We start from the raw sequence: 15,147 nt of genomic DNA, 5'->3' as shown, positions 1-15,147 counted from the left end.
TAAGTATGAATAATCCTTATAAACTGTATTTAGTGACAGATGATAAGCAAGACATTGGTATATTGTGCCATGTTGTTGAAGAGGCAATAAAAGGCGGTGTAACCATGGTACAGATCCGTGAAAAACATGGTGATGTACGTGCTTTTATTGAACGTTCAATTGCAGTAAAGAATGTATTAAAAGACAGTGGTGTGCCATTGATCATTAATGATCGCGTTGATGTGGCATTAGCAGTGCAAGCGGATGGGGTTCATTTAGGTCAATCGGACATGCCTGCAAACCTTGCTCGTCAATTGATTGGCCCTGATATGATTTTAGGCTTGTCTGTTGAAAATGAAACGCAGTTGCGTGAGGCGCAAGATCTGCCTGTTGATTACCTTGGTATCAGTGCGATATTTTCTACGCCAACGAAGACTAATATTATTAAAGAGTGGGGCATTGACGGTTTAACTAAAGCCGTTAAAAAAAGTAGGCTCCCACTTGTTGCGATTGGTGGAGTTAATGAGTCGAATATTCGAGAGGTTGTAGATACAGGTGTTGATGGTATCGCGTTGGTTTCAGCAATTTGTCATGCTGTATCCCCTAAGCAGGCAAGTCAAGAATTGCTAATATTAATGGGTACTGAAATTCAGTAATCTAACAACGATGTTAACCATGTAAATTTGGAGCACTTTTGGTGCTCTTTTTTTGTGTCTGTTTCATATCATACATACTTTTATCTGAACGTATAAGTGCTTGGTCTAGGGTCTCTTTAGTGGCGGTTTCAATGCCATAGGCAAAAGTAATTTGTTCATTTCCGAGCTGTTTATACATATGTTCAATAAAAGAACTAGAGCGACTTTCATGAGTTAATGCTACAAACTCATCTCCCCCTATTCGAAAAGCCATTTCTTGATCAATACACGCAGTTCTAAGCACTTGGGCAAAGCGAATAATCATCAGATCGCCTACTTGGTGGCCTTTAAAATCATTGATCTTTTTTAGATCATTTAGGTCAAAATAAATAAGATCAAATGTCTTTAATTTTATTTCAGAGAATTTTCTTCTGTTATATAAATTAGTGAGTTCATCTCTCATATTCTGTTTTGACAGTACTTGCATCATATGAGTAAGACCAACGGCAATGAATAAGAATCCGGAGAATAAGGACCCATCATCAAAAATTGTATCAATGACTTCATATTGGTCTGTATGAAATTCAATCTGGGGGAATTCGGTTAATAAGTCATAACTTTTATTAAATAACAGAAGCCAAGAACCAATAACAAGAAATGAATATGATTTAAATGAGTGGTAAGTGGTTAAATAAATATAAGTTAATAGGATGAATGTTAAGCCTTCAAAACCAAGGTCTGCAGAAGATTCAAATCCAATCTCATTGTAAAAAAGTACGCAGATAATGAGGCATACAGATAGAATTGCAACAACGATGAAAGGCATTTTTTTATCTAGCATAATGAGTAACCATAGCTTATGTAGTGTTGTTAGATATAACATACTTAATTTTTATTGAAAAATAAATACAAAAAGAGAATGATTCTCCTATAGTGATGTGCAGTCTTATTTAAAATTAAATCTGAAAGTAGATTTCATAGAACCAAGGGCATTTAATAAAGTGTTAGTTGGTTCATATTTTCTCTATATACAAAGAGAATAACTATATTGATAAATAGAATAATGAGAACTATATATGGTATAATTTGTTGTCAGCTATTTTTAAGGTTTAAGTATGCATGTCATTTCCTCATTAACAAGTCGAGTGTTATTTAATCTAACACTCGCTTTACTTCCTGCTACGATCATTATCGCTCTTAATATTTGGTATGAGTATCGAACCGAAAAGCAGTTAGTTCAAGATGAAGTAAGAAGCACGGTGAATGCCCTTGCTAGCGAGCATATTGAAACTATCGGGGAAATTGAATTGATGTTAAAAGAACTAAGTTATTTTAGTGAACTTCAAGACCCTTCAAGTAAAGCATATAATAAACTTATTTCTGATTCATTAAAGTTGAATGCAAACCTTATTAATATCGGCGTTCTTATGGCAAATGGTGATTTGTTCAGTAAGCCATTACCTGTTAAAGAGTTTGAAAAATTTATCCAGACCCACGCAGAGTCTAAAGTAGAAGTGGAATTTGAACCTAGATTTATGTAATGGGAAATTGTAATCAGCAACTTAAAGTAACCCCCAATAGTGAGTCATCATTATTGGGGGTATTTTATAGGTAAATCTTAATTAGCGTTTAGAGTTGTTTATCAATGATGGCTTTTAAGTCTTCAGTTGGTATAAATCCTGGAATGATTTCGTTACCAATAATCAAACTTGGAGTACCTCTTAAGCCTAGTTGAGTAAAGATCTTTTCACTCTTTTCTACCATTTTTACCTTTTCTTGATTTGGAGTCAGTTCTTGCTGTGTTCCTGTTAGCTCCGCTATTTTCATTATGGATTTACTGTCATGACGTGATGGTTTTGCCATCATCAAGCGATGCACTTCTGCGTATTGCTCTGGTTTTTTCTCCCACACATCTAAAGCATACCAAGCAGTGTTAGTTTTTAGTCCAGGCACCATACGTTGTTGGAAAGGTAAAAAGACATTAACGATTCGAATTTCTGGGTACGATTTAAGTACATCAATTAAACCTGATTCTAAACGCTTACAGTAAGGGCAGTTGAAATCAGTGAAATTGATGATGGTTAATTTCGGATTCTCAGCACCAAAATAAGGATGTTTAGGGTTGTTGTATAGATAGTCATGATTCAGCGTCAAGATACTGCTTAGTGACTGTTGGCTATCAATATATTGCAATAAATTAGTATGTAACCCTTCAATGATTTCTGGGTTTTCACGAAGTAAACCAGAGATTTCTGCTAACTGTTTTTCTTGAGTAGAAGAAATAGTTTCTGCAGATACAAGCGGTGATAGAAATAAACTTGCTGCGATTGATACCGATAATAATAATGATTTCATGAGAATAATAACCTTAAGCAAAAAATAAACGTAACCACAGACCAATAGGGGTCGTTACGCCAGTTGTGATAGAAGATATTTCACCGTTTTTAACGATGACTATAGATGGGGTTGCCGTAACTCCCCATTCTCGGCCAATATTTCCCGTAGAATCATTAATAACAGGGAAATCGTAATCTTTGTAATTCATATACTGAGCTAAGCGGTTATTATCCCCAGAGGTAATCGCAACAGAAACGACTTGATGGTCGTTAGCTAACCAGCTCACACTAGGGCTCACCATGGTGCAAACTGGACACCAAGTCGCCCAAAAATAAACTAGAACAGGTTCTTTATAGCTCATTTTTGTAATATCAACCCATTCTCCGTCTATAGTGTTAATGGACAGTTTAGGTGGGATTTCTGATGGCATATCTTGGCTTCGCCAATAATCTACGGCAACAGAAAACAGTGTTATAAAGACCGTGAATTTTATGATTTCCTTAAGCCAGTGAATGGCCTTTTGTTTTTTCCCTGTAGCTATCTTCTTTGCCGTCATTAGTTTGTTCTCCCTGCATATTCAATTGCTTGAATAACATCGTTACTTGTTAAAATAACAGGTAAAGGTAACCCTCGCGGTGCATTCGGCCCATAAACAACATTAAGTGGAACCCCAAAACGTTGATGACTTTTTAGGTAATTGGTCACTTTTTCACTTGGGTGAGTCCAGTCTCCTTTCATAGCAATAACGTTTTCTTGATGCAGTGTTGAATAGACAGGATCTTGTAAAATTACACCTATCTTGTTGGCTTTACAGGTAATGCACCAATCTGCGGTAACATCGACAAAGACTGTTTTCCCTTGAGCTACATATTCATTTATAGAGTGTTGTTCTAAAGATTGCCAAGGGATATCGTCGACAATAGGGGTTACCCAATGCTTTGTGGTCATACTGCCAATAATCAGTAATGCGCTACTAGAGAAAACGATAATAGCTAAGATAGCAATAACGGTATTCTTGCCGTGTTTTTTACCTACTTTATATAATAAGAAAATAATTAGTAATGCAGTAACAATCCAAATAGTAGCGCTACCGAGAAAGGGAGAAAGTAAGCTAAGTAACCATAACGTTGTTACTAGCATCATCAAACCAAAAATAATTTTGACCTTGTTCATCCACATTCCAGGCTTTGGCATAAATGAAATGAGTCCCGGAAATAAAGCGAACAGCAACCAAGGAAGAGCCATTCCAAGCCCTAACGAAGTAAATATCACCCACATCTCAAAAACATTAGCACCTAATGCAAAAGCAACCGCGGTACCTAAAAAAGGCGCACTACATGGAGTTGAAAGTAGTGTTGCAAACATACCTTGAACGAAGTGTCCAAGTGTTGTGTTATTACCTTTACTCGCAATAGAGGTTGAGAAGCGGCTTGGTAATTGGATCTCGAATATGTCAAATAAATTAGCGGTAAACAAGGCGGTAATGATAACCATAAAGCCAATGAATATAGGGCTTTGGAACTGGATCCCCCAACCAATGGCACTGCCTGTAAATTTTAAAATAAGCAAACCAGATGCAAGTAACCAGAAAGAGGTTAAGATCCCCGCGGCAGAAGCAAAAAACTGCAAGCGAATAGATCGTTTACTTGACGCTGATGAAGCAACCATGCTGTTGAGTTTCATGCCTAAAACGGGTAATACACATGGCATGATATTAAGAATTAAGCCGCCTAAAAAAGCAAAAGCTATCATGGTAATAATGCTTGTATCTGCGCTTTGGGTTAGTGGTTTTGCATCGACAATTGCTGTTAATTCGTGAGCAAATAACTCATCAGAGGCAGTAATTGAAATTGTTTTACCAACTAAATCAGTATCACCTAACCAATTCGTAACGTTATAGGTTGCGGTGACTAAACTGCCATCAACCTCCACTACCGGTTGAGAGAAGTAATCATCAGTTATTTCTGGGCCATCAATCAGAATTTGAGGGGTTGCCCAGCCTGCATCATGATTCAGTTGAACTTGCAGTTTTTGTGATAAAGCATCAAATGAAGCACTAATTAGCGTTGTTGAATCACTTTGTTTTGGAACAGAAGCTAATCCTTGCTGAAATAAGTGCTGAGCGCTTGCTTCGATTTCTAGCTTATTAAGCTCGATTGGAGATAGCTCTAAATCGTAATCAGTAAGAACACAGATATTAGTACATGTTGGCAGGGTTAATTTTCCTGAAAAGTGCAACGGTTGATTGATATCTTCAAACGTTAATTCCATTGGAAAAACAACATTATGTTTATAGCCAAGGGTCATTAACCCTGATTGCTCATAAAAAGCAGGGGTTGGCCAAAACCATTCTAGATTAGATAGGTTTTGAGATTGGCTCAAATCAAGAACAGGAGATACGCCTCCTTCACCTGGTGATCGCCAATAGGTTTTCCACTCATCATCGAGTTTTACCTCTAATAAACCTTGTGCTTTATTATTTGATTTATCTACTTCACCAGTCAGCATAAAACGAACTTGTGCTGGTGGATGATCAGGATGAGTTAACCAACCTGTAGATATTGATTGCTCTGTAGCAGATAAAGAAAAAGCGGACAACAGCAACGCTGATGCCAATAGCACCGCAGAACGAAATCGAGCGATGACTTTAATTTGTTTAATTGTAAACACGGTTTTACTCCGAAAATAATTATATTAAATAAAGATATAAGTACTTACGGTGTGATTATTCTTGGAAGGTGCAAAACGCCAGATGTCGCCGAACACCATAAGAGGTGGTCGGTTCTGTAAAAAAGTAAGTTGATCCAGCTTGTTTAAGGATCGCCGCAAGAATAAGAAGGGCTAAGATAAACATGGGGATAGCAAAATCTAGATGAATGGTGTGAGCATTGACTAATTGTTCACTGCTACTGCATTGTGAAGCATCACCATTCTGTTCTTGTTCTAAATTGAAATTATGGATTTGTCCTACATTGTCAGTTTGAGGAGATAAAGGACAAGCTGTCGATAAACCAAGATTTTGAGAAAAACAGACAAATAGCACAATACACACTAACAATAGTGACCACGAAGCGGTACTTTGGCGCTTGTATTGTAATAATGAAAATCTCAAAGAAGTCAGCTTATTTTCAAGTGATAGGTATTTCCCATATTCTATTGATAAAAGTAAAAAGGTCAATGCAGATTTATCTGTGAATCGGCTCTTTAAATGTAAGGAAAAATAAATAGTAGTGATGTTTTTATGAATAATTGGCATAGAAATTGATGTGTCGTAGGAAATAATAATAATTACATTTTTAGTAAACATATTAATTCAAGACGTAACTTGATCCTCAGAGAGAATAAAATGAACCTATCAATAAAAGCAAGATTGTACCTACTTGCGATTCTGCCGATTGTATTAACATCATTGTTGATAATGGCGATGACCTATAAAGAAGCCAGTGCACTAAACCAAGCTCAAATGGATATGACACGTTCGCAGATGATGAAAATGAAGCGAGTCGAGCTGAAATCTTACTTGGATATTGTATCTTCAGAATTAAAGCATTTTGCGGAACAAGATAAGACTAAAGAAGAAGTGTTAGAGTCACTAAAGCCAGTACAATTTGCAGATACAGGTTATTTATTTGGCTTTACTTCTAACGGTGTTCGTATTTTGCAAGGAAATACCAATGATGTTGGTAATAATATGTGGAATATGAAAGACAAAAGAGGTAACTATTTGATTCAAGATATTATTACGGCAGCCAAAAATTCTTCTGGTTACTCTACGTATTATTACCCTAAGTTAAATGAAACAGTGGCATTACCAAAATTGGCTTATAGTGTTTACTTTTCAAAGTGGGATCTAATTGTGGGTACTGGTTTCTATACTGATGATGTTGATGCTGTCATTAATGATATGAAAGCCTTGAGTGATCAACAGTTAGCTAAAAGTATGCAAGTTATTGTTATGTTTACATTAGTGATTGTTGTTATTGTTGCATTTATTGGTTCTTTGATTAATAGAAGCATTATGGCGCCGATTCAAAAGTTTGATGAATCGATTAAATCTTTTGCTTCTGGTGATGCAGATTTAACGGCACGTATGCCACATTTTACCGTTCCTGAATTCGATCAATTGAGTACGAATTTTAATTTATTTGTTAAATCGCTGCATGAGATCATCACGAATGTATCGCATGTTAGTCGTGATGTATTGGCTGAAACTTCAAATATGTCAGAGCGCTCTGCTCAAGTGAATGCGGTTGTTACTAATCAACGTTCAGAGACAGAACAAATTGCGACAGCGATGACGGAGTTAACCACTTCATCTCATGAGATCTCTTCAAATGCAGAGCAAGCGGCAAGTTCAGCTCAAGATGCAGATAACAATGCTCAAGTCGCTATGCGTACCGTTAACGAAGCCTCAGAATCAGTAAAAACATTGGCAGCAGAGCTTGATGAAGCAAGCAATGTAATTTCTAAGCTTGAAGGTGATGTGCAAAATATCGCAAGTACGTTGTCGGTAATTCAAGATATTGCAGAGCAAACTAACTTACTTGCTTTAAATGCGGCGATTGAAGCGGCAAGGGCGGGTGAACAAGGGCGTGGTTTTGCCGTTGTTGCCGACGAAGTACGTAAACTGGCAAGTCGGACTCAAGAGAGTACAGCACAGATCCACCAACGTATTGAAGCATTAAAATCAGGCTCTGATTCAGCGGTTCAAGTTATGGCAGCCAGTAAGAACTTTAGTACATTAACAGTAAATAAAGCGGTAGCTGCTTCTGAATCACTTGGTCAAATCTTAGCGTCTGTAAATACGATTATGGAAATGAACTCGCTAATTGCAACGGCTACTCAAGAGCAAAGTATTGTAGGCCAAGAGATCTCAGAGCGTATTGTTTCTGTATCTGATCAAAGTTCTGAGTCGGCTGAATTAGCAAGCCAAAACCGCGCTGGTGGCGTCTTGCTGAATCAGAAAGCTAATGAACTGTCTGAATTAGTTGAGCGTTTTACTGTGTAATATAGAGATTAATGAGCTAATTAAAGCACAAGAATTGAAAGATTCTTGTGCTTTTTTGTTTCTCGTAACGTATCAATTCGTCGCTACCACAGCTTAAAGAAGCGCCAATCACTCAATGCACTGATTGTTGATTCAATTGGTGGAGCAAACCAAAATAGTATGCCGCTAGCAATAATAAATACAGCAGATAAAGGTAGATTAGAAAAATCGGTTAGTTTTAAGGCTGAGCCGAATGAGCGCTTGATACGAACGTTCGCTAAATCCACACTGTAGATCTCATCTAAAAGTAAATGAACTATCCCACCTGCGAAAACAAATGCACCAGAAAGCCAAGCAATATGATCCCAGCTTTTAACGTCATCACTAAGAATAAAACACGTAATATTAGTCGTAAGTAGCCCACAAAATAAAAGAAATAATAAAGAGTGGCAGATACCACGATGGATAGTCTGCCATTCAAATACATTACGTATGCCGAATTTCATAAACAGGTGAATCACAACAGGTAAACCAATGAGAAGTAAAAACTGTCTTTCATCAATGGCATCACTAGTAAAATAACGGATACTTAATAGTACGATACAAATAGTAAATAGATTAAATATAATGTCTAAAGAGGTCGAGTTATCAGAGTCGATATCCGGCAATAGGCCACCAATAGTGCCTAAAAACCATAACCATAATGCGGTATTAAGTTCGATGTGATTCGCTGACAATAGGGCGGCGGAAGTCACACCGGATGCCAATGCGGCAACATTTAAATGAGTACTGAAATTTGCCATAGGTTTTCTAAGAATTCTTTTGTAAAATGAAGGCTGAATTATTGAGATAAGTGATTATGTTTAAAATATTTGCATTACTGTTCATCGCGTTAGGGATCTACATTGGTATGAACTATGGCGATGAAGTTCAAAATGTTATGGATTCGGATGCCTTTGAGAAAGTACAAGAAACCATCGTTGATGGTAAAGATCTTGTGGTAGATAAAATAGAAGACGCAGTTCAATAATTAAGCTGTTTGTCTAAAATAAAAAATCCCCCTTGATGCTAGCATCAAGGGGGATTTTTTATTCTATAACAGTCAATACTGAAAGCCAATAATTAACTGTGTTTATATACAGTTAATTATCGGTGAATTTTATTATCGATGATTATTTAAGCGGTAAAATAGTGATTTCTACACGACGGTTACACGCACGACCTTGTGATGTTGAGTTATCACAAACAGGGTAGCGCTCACCGTAGCCACGGGCATGAACACGTCCAGCCGCTACTTTTTGTTTGATTAGGTAAGTACGCACAGAATCAGCACGTTGCTCAGACAAGGTTTGGTTTTTAGTCGCGTTACCAGAGCTGTCAGTGTGTCCATCAATTTGAAGTGCAGTATCAGGATACTCAACTAAAATACGAGCAACCCCATTAAGCGTGTTGTAAATACTTGAATCTAATTGGTAAGAACTAGACTGAAAACCAATACCGTTATCCATAACTAATTTAAGTTCATTATCACCAACACGTTCAACTTGAACACCAGAGCTTTTTAGTTCGTTACGTAAAGCGGCTTCTTGTTGATCGAAGTAGTAACCAGCACCACCACCAACAGCACCACCTGCTGCTGCACCGATAAGTGCATTCTTACGACGCTCTTTTGCGTTATCACCAGTTGCTAGACCGATAGCTACACCAGCAAGCGCACCAGCAAGAGCGCCTTTTGTTGCAGAGTTAGTCTCTGTTTCACCAGTGGTTGCATTTTGGCGTTGAGTCGCCTGACAACCAGTTAAACCAATAAGAAGAGCAAGCGCAATTGTGATTTTTTTCATTTTATTCTCTAATAATATACATCTGTGCCGGCAGTGTACTCATCGAAAATCAAAAATCAATGCTTTAAAAAGATCTTTATTGATAGAAATGCCTAATAAAGGCAAAGACTGATTTATTGCTGTAGATTCGCTAATAATTTTTCACAGGTTTGTTTCAATTGTCGTAATTCTTCTATTTCTAGCTGGCTTTTACAAAATATAGCATTAGGGACAGAGAGTGCTTGCTCCTTTAATTGAAAGCCTTTAGTTGTGAGAAAAACTTGTCGAATACGCTCATCTTTAGTACTACGTTGACGAGTAATGATCTCTTTTACTTCTAGGCGTTTTAATAAAGGCGTTAAGGTTCCTGAGTCTAGGTGCAGTTCTTGACCTAACTCTTTTACATTGATGCCATTGCTTTCCCAAATAACCATCATTGCTAAGTACTGAGAATAAGTAAGGTCCAGTTCGTTTAGTAGCGGGCGGTAAGCTCTGATCATTGCGTTTGAGGCACTATAAAGAGAAAAACAAACTTGATTTTTAAGCAATAGTTGAGGGGAATCACTCTCTTCTTGAGTAGGTGGTTCAAGGTTCTTATTCATATTCACACCAAAAATAAAACTAGATTGCGCACAATATACTTGTTTTTTACCTTTAAATCGACTTATACTTAACGAAAATCAATTGTGCGCAATTTAATTGCCATCAATTCAACTAATTCGTATTCTGAAAAAAAGGACATCATTATGACAACGTTATATACAACAACAGCAACGGCTTCAGCAGGACGTAATGGCCAAGTAACAACTGACGATAACATGCTTGATCTTGCTTTAAGCTATCCAAAAGAGATGGGTGGCACAGGCGAAGCAACGAACCCTGAGCAACTGTTTGCAGCAGGTTATTCGGCGTGTTTCTCAAATGCAATTCTACACGTGGCTCGTGAGATGAAAATCAAACTGACTCAAGCACCAGTATCGGCTGAAGTGGGTATTGGTCCAAATGCAACTGGCGGTTTTGCATTAACCGTTGCTTTAGCAGTGACGTTAGAATTAGATGAAGAACAAGCTCAACAATTAGTGAAAACAGCACACCAAGTTTGCCCATACTCAAATGCAGTGAAAGGCAATATTGATGTGAAATTATCAGTGAATGGTGCTGTACTTTAATCCATAGGGATTGATTAAATGAATACTCTATTACTAACCGTAGGTCGTGTACTTCTGGCATTGTATTTCTTAATTCCAGGTATTATGAAATTTGTGTCGTGGGATATACATATTCAATTAATGGAAAAGCATGACATGCCATTCGTCCCTGTCCTATTGGGGCTTGCGGGTATCTTCCAAATTGGTGCTGCCGTTTTACTAATAGCAAATCGATTTACATGGATAGTTGCTCTGTTATTGGCAGGGTTAGTGTTGGTTATTAATGTGTCGTTGCATGATTTCTGGAATTATTCAGGATTGGAAGGCGCACATGAGATGCAGAATTTCATTAAGAACTTGGGTATTTTTGCTGGTTTATTGGTACTTTCAGGCCACGCAATGCCTGAGTGTTGCAAAGAAAAAGCCAAATCGTAATAACGATACAAAACATTTTTAAATCGAAAGAGTAAAAAAGGGATATGACGTTAATCATATCCCTTTATTTTATTTGTTAGCCTTTATGTTCTTACTTTTCAGCAGTGAAGAAATCATTATAAAGCATGTAAAGGTGAGCTGAACTCCAAGAGAAGTTTGGTGCACCTTGCTGATCGCCAGTTAGTGGGTTGTAGTTTTCACGGATAGGACCGTCACCAACTAGACCATCAGCGTGATCAAAGAATGCACCTGCCATTTCAACCGCATCGTCACGGTAGCCGTAGCTTTCCATGCCTTTTAGGCCAAAGTAGAATTGGTCAACCCAAACACGTCCGCGCCAATAGATATCAGGACCAAATGCAGGGCTAGATAGTGCGGCCGTACCTAATGGAATGTAAGTATTGAATTCAGAGGTATCCTTCATTACTTTAACAACAGCGTCAGCATTTGCTTGGGTTGCCGCTTTATTGAAGAGTGGTGACCAACCTTCAGGGCCTTTGCCACGTTCAACAATTGGCTTACCCGCACAGCCGTTTGCTAATGGTTTGTCTTCAATACGGATATCGTAGAAGAAGCCAGTACCTTCATCAAACATACAAGTGTTGATGTAACTTGATAGCTTATCGGCTTTTTCGCGGAACTCTTTTGCATCAGCATCTTTACCTAGAATATCAGCCATTTGAGCTAGATATTGGTTGTCGCTGAACATGTAGCTTGCTTGGTCAACAGACTCTTGTAGCAAAGAATAGCCTAAAAGCGTGCCATCTTTATCTCGGTTTTGTGCGAATTTAACTTCCCAATCCGAGCGTTTACCACCATTTGCAACATAAGCGTCTAATTGATCTTTATCGATAAAACCAAAGGCTGCGGCATCATCACGGCCAGACTCCCAAGACGCTGCCGTTTGTGCAGGGATCTCAATGTGGTCATAGTTACCAGATTTTATGATCTCTTGGTATTTATCTAGGCCAGCAAGTTCTTCTTTCTTATCACCACGCTCAACCGTAAACAGCATATCGCCATTGTTTGTATTGTGTGCTTTATCGCGTGAAGCGCCATACTCAGGAACACCGTTACCATTGTTATCACGATTACGTAACCACCAATCATGATAAGCAACTAATTTAGGGTACATTTCTTCTAACCACGATTTATCTTCAGTGGTTTTGTACACTTCCATTACTGCCCATGCAGCAAGACTTGGTTTTGTGTTTCGCTCATTCCAGTTACCACCGTCACCGCCACGTTCAGGGCTTGTGTTGTAGGCTAATAAATCAGGAATAAAACCAGCATCCCAAGGACGAACGGTATCATCTGCTTGAATTTGATACGCAAACATAGCGCGAATATTATCTTTAGCTACTTCTGGGTTGAAGTGTGCCATTGCATACGCTTGTTTCCACGTATCCCAAGGCCATGTTTGGTTACCTGAGAACCAACGAGCGGTTACAGATGGTGTTACAGAGTCAAACTCCATTGCACCCGCAGCACCGCGCCAGTTACCATTAAGCGTTTCCATTGCTTTTACTGCAACGCGCTCTTGTTCAGGAGTTGCATTTGGGTTGGTTAAGCCTTTATCAAGGTATTCTTCCCAACGTTTTTCAGTCGCAACTAAATATTGATTCGGATTTGCTAGAATGTCGGTGATTTTAGCTTGTTCTACTTGGTTTTCTTCAGCAGTTAATACATGAGAATACGTAGTATAAATTGTGGTGGAGTGCTCAATGCTTGCTTTAGAGGTAAAGCTTAAGCCATCAACGGTAGTTGTCGTAGGAATAGATTTATGAACTTGGTACTCAGAGTCGCCTGATGTTAATAGAGACCAAGTAGCACGAACCTCACCAAAAGTGACTTTTAGGCCATCATCTGTTGCTTCAATTTGACGATCATAATCAGGGTATGCTTCAGCAATGGTTTTATCTGATTGAGATTTTTCTTCTTTTGCGTGATTTCCTTCGATCAGCTCACCATCCCAAACAAGCTCAACAGGTGAGTTGGTTGTGATTTTAGTTTCAACTAAAGAAGTGCGGTTTGTTGCAAAGCGCAGTGTCATTTCTACTTTTACGCCATCAGAGCTTAATACTTGTACTAATGCACCAGGAAGGCTGTACGCTTCCATAGTAAATTCAACTTTCTTGCCATCTTTAAATACACTTAGGCGATCGAAATTGTTTGCCATGAAATTAATGTATTCTTCGGTAAGTAGAGCCGTTCCAGGAAAACCACCCATACCATCATCATTGTCTGGTAGTAGATGACCGTGCCAAGAGCCCATGTCAAAGAATGGGTTAAAACGTTGGTGATCATCAAAATCGTAATCACGCATATATTCAGGAGAACCAGTGCGATCAATCACGTCTTTAAATTGTGCAGCTTTAAGCTCAGTAGAGCTAAGGTCTGTAGGTGATGTTTGTGCGCAGCCCACAGCAAAAAGGGCAGTAGCAACAGCAAGTGCAGAAATTTTTAAATTCATAATTAAATTCTTATAATTGATTTAGTAAAGGTTTAGTAAATTTAACTTAATGGATATTATTGATAAAGAGAACAGTTGTCCGTGAACTCAGTCTCATTTAATGAAGCTGAGTTCAGGAAGAGTGTGATGTAGTTACCAGTAATAGTACTGCATGATAAATATTTCGTTGGCTGAATCTGTCGTGTCATTGTTCATGAAAAACTTAGTATCAATCGCGGTAGCAAATTTACCATCGGCGTATTCATACCAAACACCACCATTGATGTAAGAGGTCGTTTCATCTTCGGCTGTATCAAGCTTAGTGTTGGCATAGTTATATGCAGCAGAAAGGTAAACGCCCTTAGTCACTTCATAATAAGCACTCGTCATGATGCCGGTTTCTGTACCTTCACTAATGTCATTACCTTTATCGGTATGATGCCAAACTCGAGCGGCTAAGGTTTTGTATTCTGCTCCAATTAAGTACATCTCACCATCGCCATCGGTAAATTCAGCACCACCAAGCAACGTTAAATTTTCGGCAATATCATACTGAACATAACCATTTACAAAGGCGGCATAGCTGTATTTATTTGCGTATTCATCATATTTACCAAAGTTAACTAACGCATCATCTTCAGAGAAATCAGACTCAGGAGCAGCAGAAACACTGTAACGAAGTCCCCCAACTTCATTACGGATCTTAATGCCTACATTTACATCTCGTGTGTTAGGTAAGGTGTAACCATTTTCTGGTGTTGCATCTCCCCACCATTGAATATCATCTAAAGAAGAGTCAATACGACCAGCAATAAATTCCGTTCCTGCATCGGTTCTATAACCAGCATAAAATCGGTTAATGCCTCCTTCAAAGCCTCCCCAACCGTGGCCAGTAGCCCAAGCATTGCCTTCGTCATCGGCTTGTACTGTCCAGCCTTCGCCGTAAATTAGACCAAACCAGTTGCCTTCTTCAATAGCAAGGCCTCCTTCAATATAAGTACCATCGCTATAACGGCCTTTATCATCACCATCAAAGAAGGTGCGACCACCAATTCCCATTTCTCCGTAAAAGTCGGTTTCAATAGCGTGAACATTAGCTGCTAAAAGTAGAGTTGAAAGTAATGACAGCTTTGCAAAAGTAGGTTTCATAATTAGAGTTTCTCACTGTAATAGAAAAATTATTGTTATTGTTTGATAGGAAAGAACCGAAACTAGGTATCTACGGAGTAACTTATCAATAAGAAAAGGATAGCTAGAAATTAGAGGCTAGAGTAGGGGTGTAAGAGATAAGTGTGAGCGAGAGAAAACGATTTTTACCTATATTTACCTAAAGTTTTACTTATAAAAAGTTCTA

Annotated in this window: 16 protein-coding genes; 6 read left to right on the top strand and 10 right to left on the bottom strand. The window is 38.3% G+C overall.

All coding sequences use genetic code 11. The features are described 5' to 3' along the window. Nucleotides 1-5 precede the first annotated feature (5 nt). Complete coding sequence (gene thiE / locus ED622_RS00470) at nt 6-635, top strand: thiamine phosphate synthase (RefSeq protein ID WP_122032026.1); 630 nt, start codon at nt 6-8, stop codon at nt 633-635. 13 nt (nt 636-648) lie between these two features. On the opposite strand, the gene ED622_RS00465 is transcribed toward thiE, so the two are convergent. Beyond that, nucleotides 649-1,455, bottom strand: coding sequence for a GGDEF domain-containing protein (locus ED622_RS00465; RefSeq protein ID WP_122032025.1), 807 nt, complete (start codon nt 1,453-1,455; stop codon nt 649-651). Nucleotides 1,456-1,729: 274 nt separating this feature from the next. Between ED622_RS00465 and ED622_RS00460 the strand changes: the two genes are divergently transcribed. Then, nucleotides 1,730-2,155, top strand: a complete 426-nt coding sequence (locus tag ED622_RS00460; protein WP_122032024.1) for a hypothetical protein — start codon at nt 1,730-1,732, stop codon at nt 2,153-2,155. A gap of 88 nt (nt 2,156-2,243) precedes the next feature. On the opposite strand, the gene ED622_RS00455 is transcribed toward ED622_RS00460, so the two are convergent. The 4 genes from ED622_RS00455 to ED622_RS00440 form a co-directional block, all read right to left on the bottom strand. After that, nucleotides 2,244-2,969, bottom strand: a complete 726-nt coding sequence (locus tag ED622_RS00455) for a DsbA family protein (protein WP_122032023.1) — start codon at nt 2,967-2,969, stop codon at nt 2,244-2,246. A gap of 13 nt (nt 2,970-2,982) precedes the next feature. Continuing rightward, nucleotides 2,983-3,507 carry a protein disulfide oxidoreductase gene (locus ED622_RS00450; RefSeq protein ID WP_122032022.1) on the bottom strand — a complete coding sequence of 175 codons (525 nt, stop codon included), beginning with the start codon at nt 3,505-3,507 and terminating at the stop codon, nt 2,983-2,985. Further along, nucleotides 3,507-5,612 (bottom strand): protein-disulfide reductase DsbD, encoded by a 2,106-nt coding sequence (locus ED622_RS00445; RefSeq protein WP_254052585.1) that lies wholly within the window; start codon nt 5,610-5,612, stop codon nt 3,507-3,509. The genes ED622_RS00450 and ED622_RS00445 overlap by 1 nt, the downstream gene beginning before the upstream one ends. A 64-nt stretch (nt 5,613-5,676) precedes the next feature. Continuing rightward, nucleotides 5,677-6,258: a hypothetical protein gene (locus tag ED622_RS00440; protein ID WP_254052563.1), complete on the bottom strand. Its 582-nt coding sequence runs from the start codon at nt 6,256-6,258 to the stop codon at nt 5,677-5,679. Between the two features lie 39 nt (nt 6,259-6,297). Between ED622_RS00440 and ED622_RS00435 the strand changes: the two genes are divergently transcribed. Next, complete coding sequence (locus ED622_RS00435) at nt 6,298-7,959, top strand: methyl-accepting chemotaxis protein (protein WP_162922407.1); 1,662 nt, start codon at nt 6,298-6,300, stop codon at nt 7,957-7,959. An 83-nt stretch (nt 7,960-8,042) separates the two neighbouring features. Here the strand turns inward: ED622_RS00435 and ED622_RS00430 are convergent, their stop codons facing one another. Next, nucleotides 8,043-8,741 (bottom strand): metal-dependent hydrolase, encoded by a 699-nt coding sequence (locus tag ED622_RS00430; RefSeq protein ID WP_122032019.1) that lies wholly within the window; start codon nt 8,739-8,741, stop codon nt 8,043-8,045. Between the two features lie 56 nt (nt 8,742-8,797). On the opposite strand from ED622_RS00430, the gene ED622_RS00425 reads away from it, so the two are divergent. Then, complete coding sequence (locus tag ED622_RS00425; protein ID WP_122032018.1) at nt 8,798-8,968, top strand: hypothetical protein; 171 nt, start codon at nt 8,798-8,800, stop codon at nt 8,966-8,968. Between the two features lie 142 nt (nt 8,969-9,110). Here ED622_RS00425 and ED622_RS00420 read toward each other — a convergent pair whose 3' ends face one another. Both ED622_RS00420 and ED622_RS00415 read right to left on the bottom strand, forming a co-directional pair. Beyond that, nucleotides 9,111-9,779 carry an OmpA family protein gene (locus tag ED622_RS00420; protein ID WP_122032017.1) on the bottom strand — a complete coding sequence of 223 codons (669 nt, stop codon included), beginning with the start codon at nt 9,777-9,779 and terminating at the stop codon, nt 9,111-9,113. Between the two features lie 113 nt (nt 9,780-9,892). Continuing rightward, complete coding sequence (locus ED622_RS00415; protein WP_122032016.1) at nt 9,893-10,360, bottom strand: MarR family winged helix-turn-helix transcriptional regulator; 468 nt, start codon at nt 10,358-10,360, stop codon at nt 9,893-9,895. A gap of 144 nt (nt 10,361-10,504) precedes the next feature. Between ED622_RS00415 and ED622_RS00410 the strand changes: the two genes are divergently transcribed. Together ED622_RS00410 and ED622_RS00405 are read left to right on the top strand one after the other, a co-directional pair. Continuing rightward, nucleotides 10,505-10,927 carry an organic hydroperoxide resistance protein gene (locus ED622_RS00410; RefSeq protein ID WP_045103675.1) on the top strand — a complete coding sequence of 141 codons (423 nt, stop codon included), beginning with the start codon at nt 10,505-10,507 and terminating at the stop codon, nt 10,925-10,927. Nucleotides 10,928-10,945: 18 nt separating this feature from the next. Beyond that, nucleotides 10,946-11,341, top strand: coding sequence for a DoxX family protein (locus ED622_RS00405; protein WP_122032015.1), 396 nt, complete (start codon nt 10,946-10,948; stop codon nt 11,339-11,341). A 91-nt stretch (nt 11,342-11,432) separates the two neighbouring features. On the opposite strand, the gene ygjK is transcribed toward ED622_RS00405, so the two are convergent. After that, nucleotides 11,433-13,814, bottom strand: coding sequence for an alpha-glucosidase (gene ygjK, locus ED622_RS00400; RefSeq protein ID WP_122032014.1), 2,382 nt, complete (start codon nt 13,812-13,814; stop codon nt 11,433-11,435). A gap of 132 nt (nt 13,815-13,946) precedes the next feature. Continuing rightward, nucleotides 13,947-14,942, bottom strand: coding sequence for a protein YgjJ (gene ygjJ, locus ED622_RS00395; protein ID WP_122032013.1), 996 nt, complete (start codon nt 14,940-14,942; stop codon nt 13,947-13,949). Nucleotides 14,943-15,147: the final 205 nt, after the last annotated feature.

The organism is Aliivibrio sp. EL58 (assembly GCF_900312675.1).
Taxonomy (GTDB): domain Bacteria; phylum Pseudomonadota; class Gammaproteobacteria; order Enterobacterales; family Vibrionaceae; genus Aliivibrio.
Note: the sequence above shows the minus strand (reverse complement) of the source record. Positions and strands in the feature narration are given on the sequence as shown.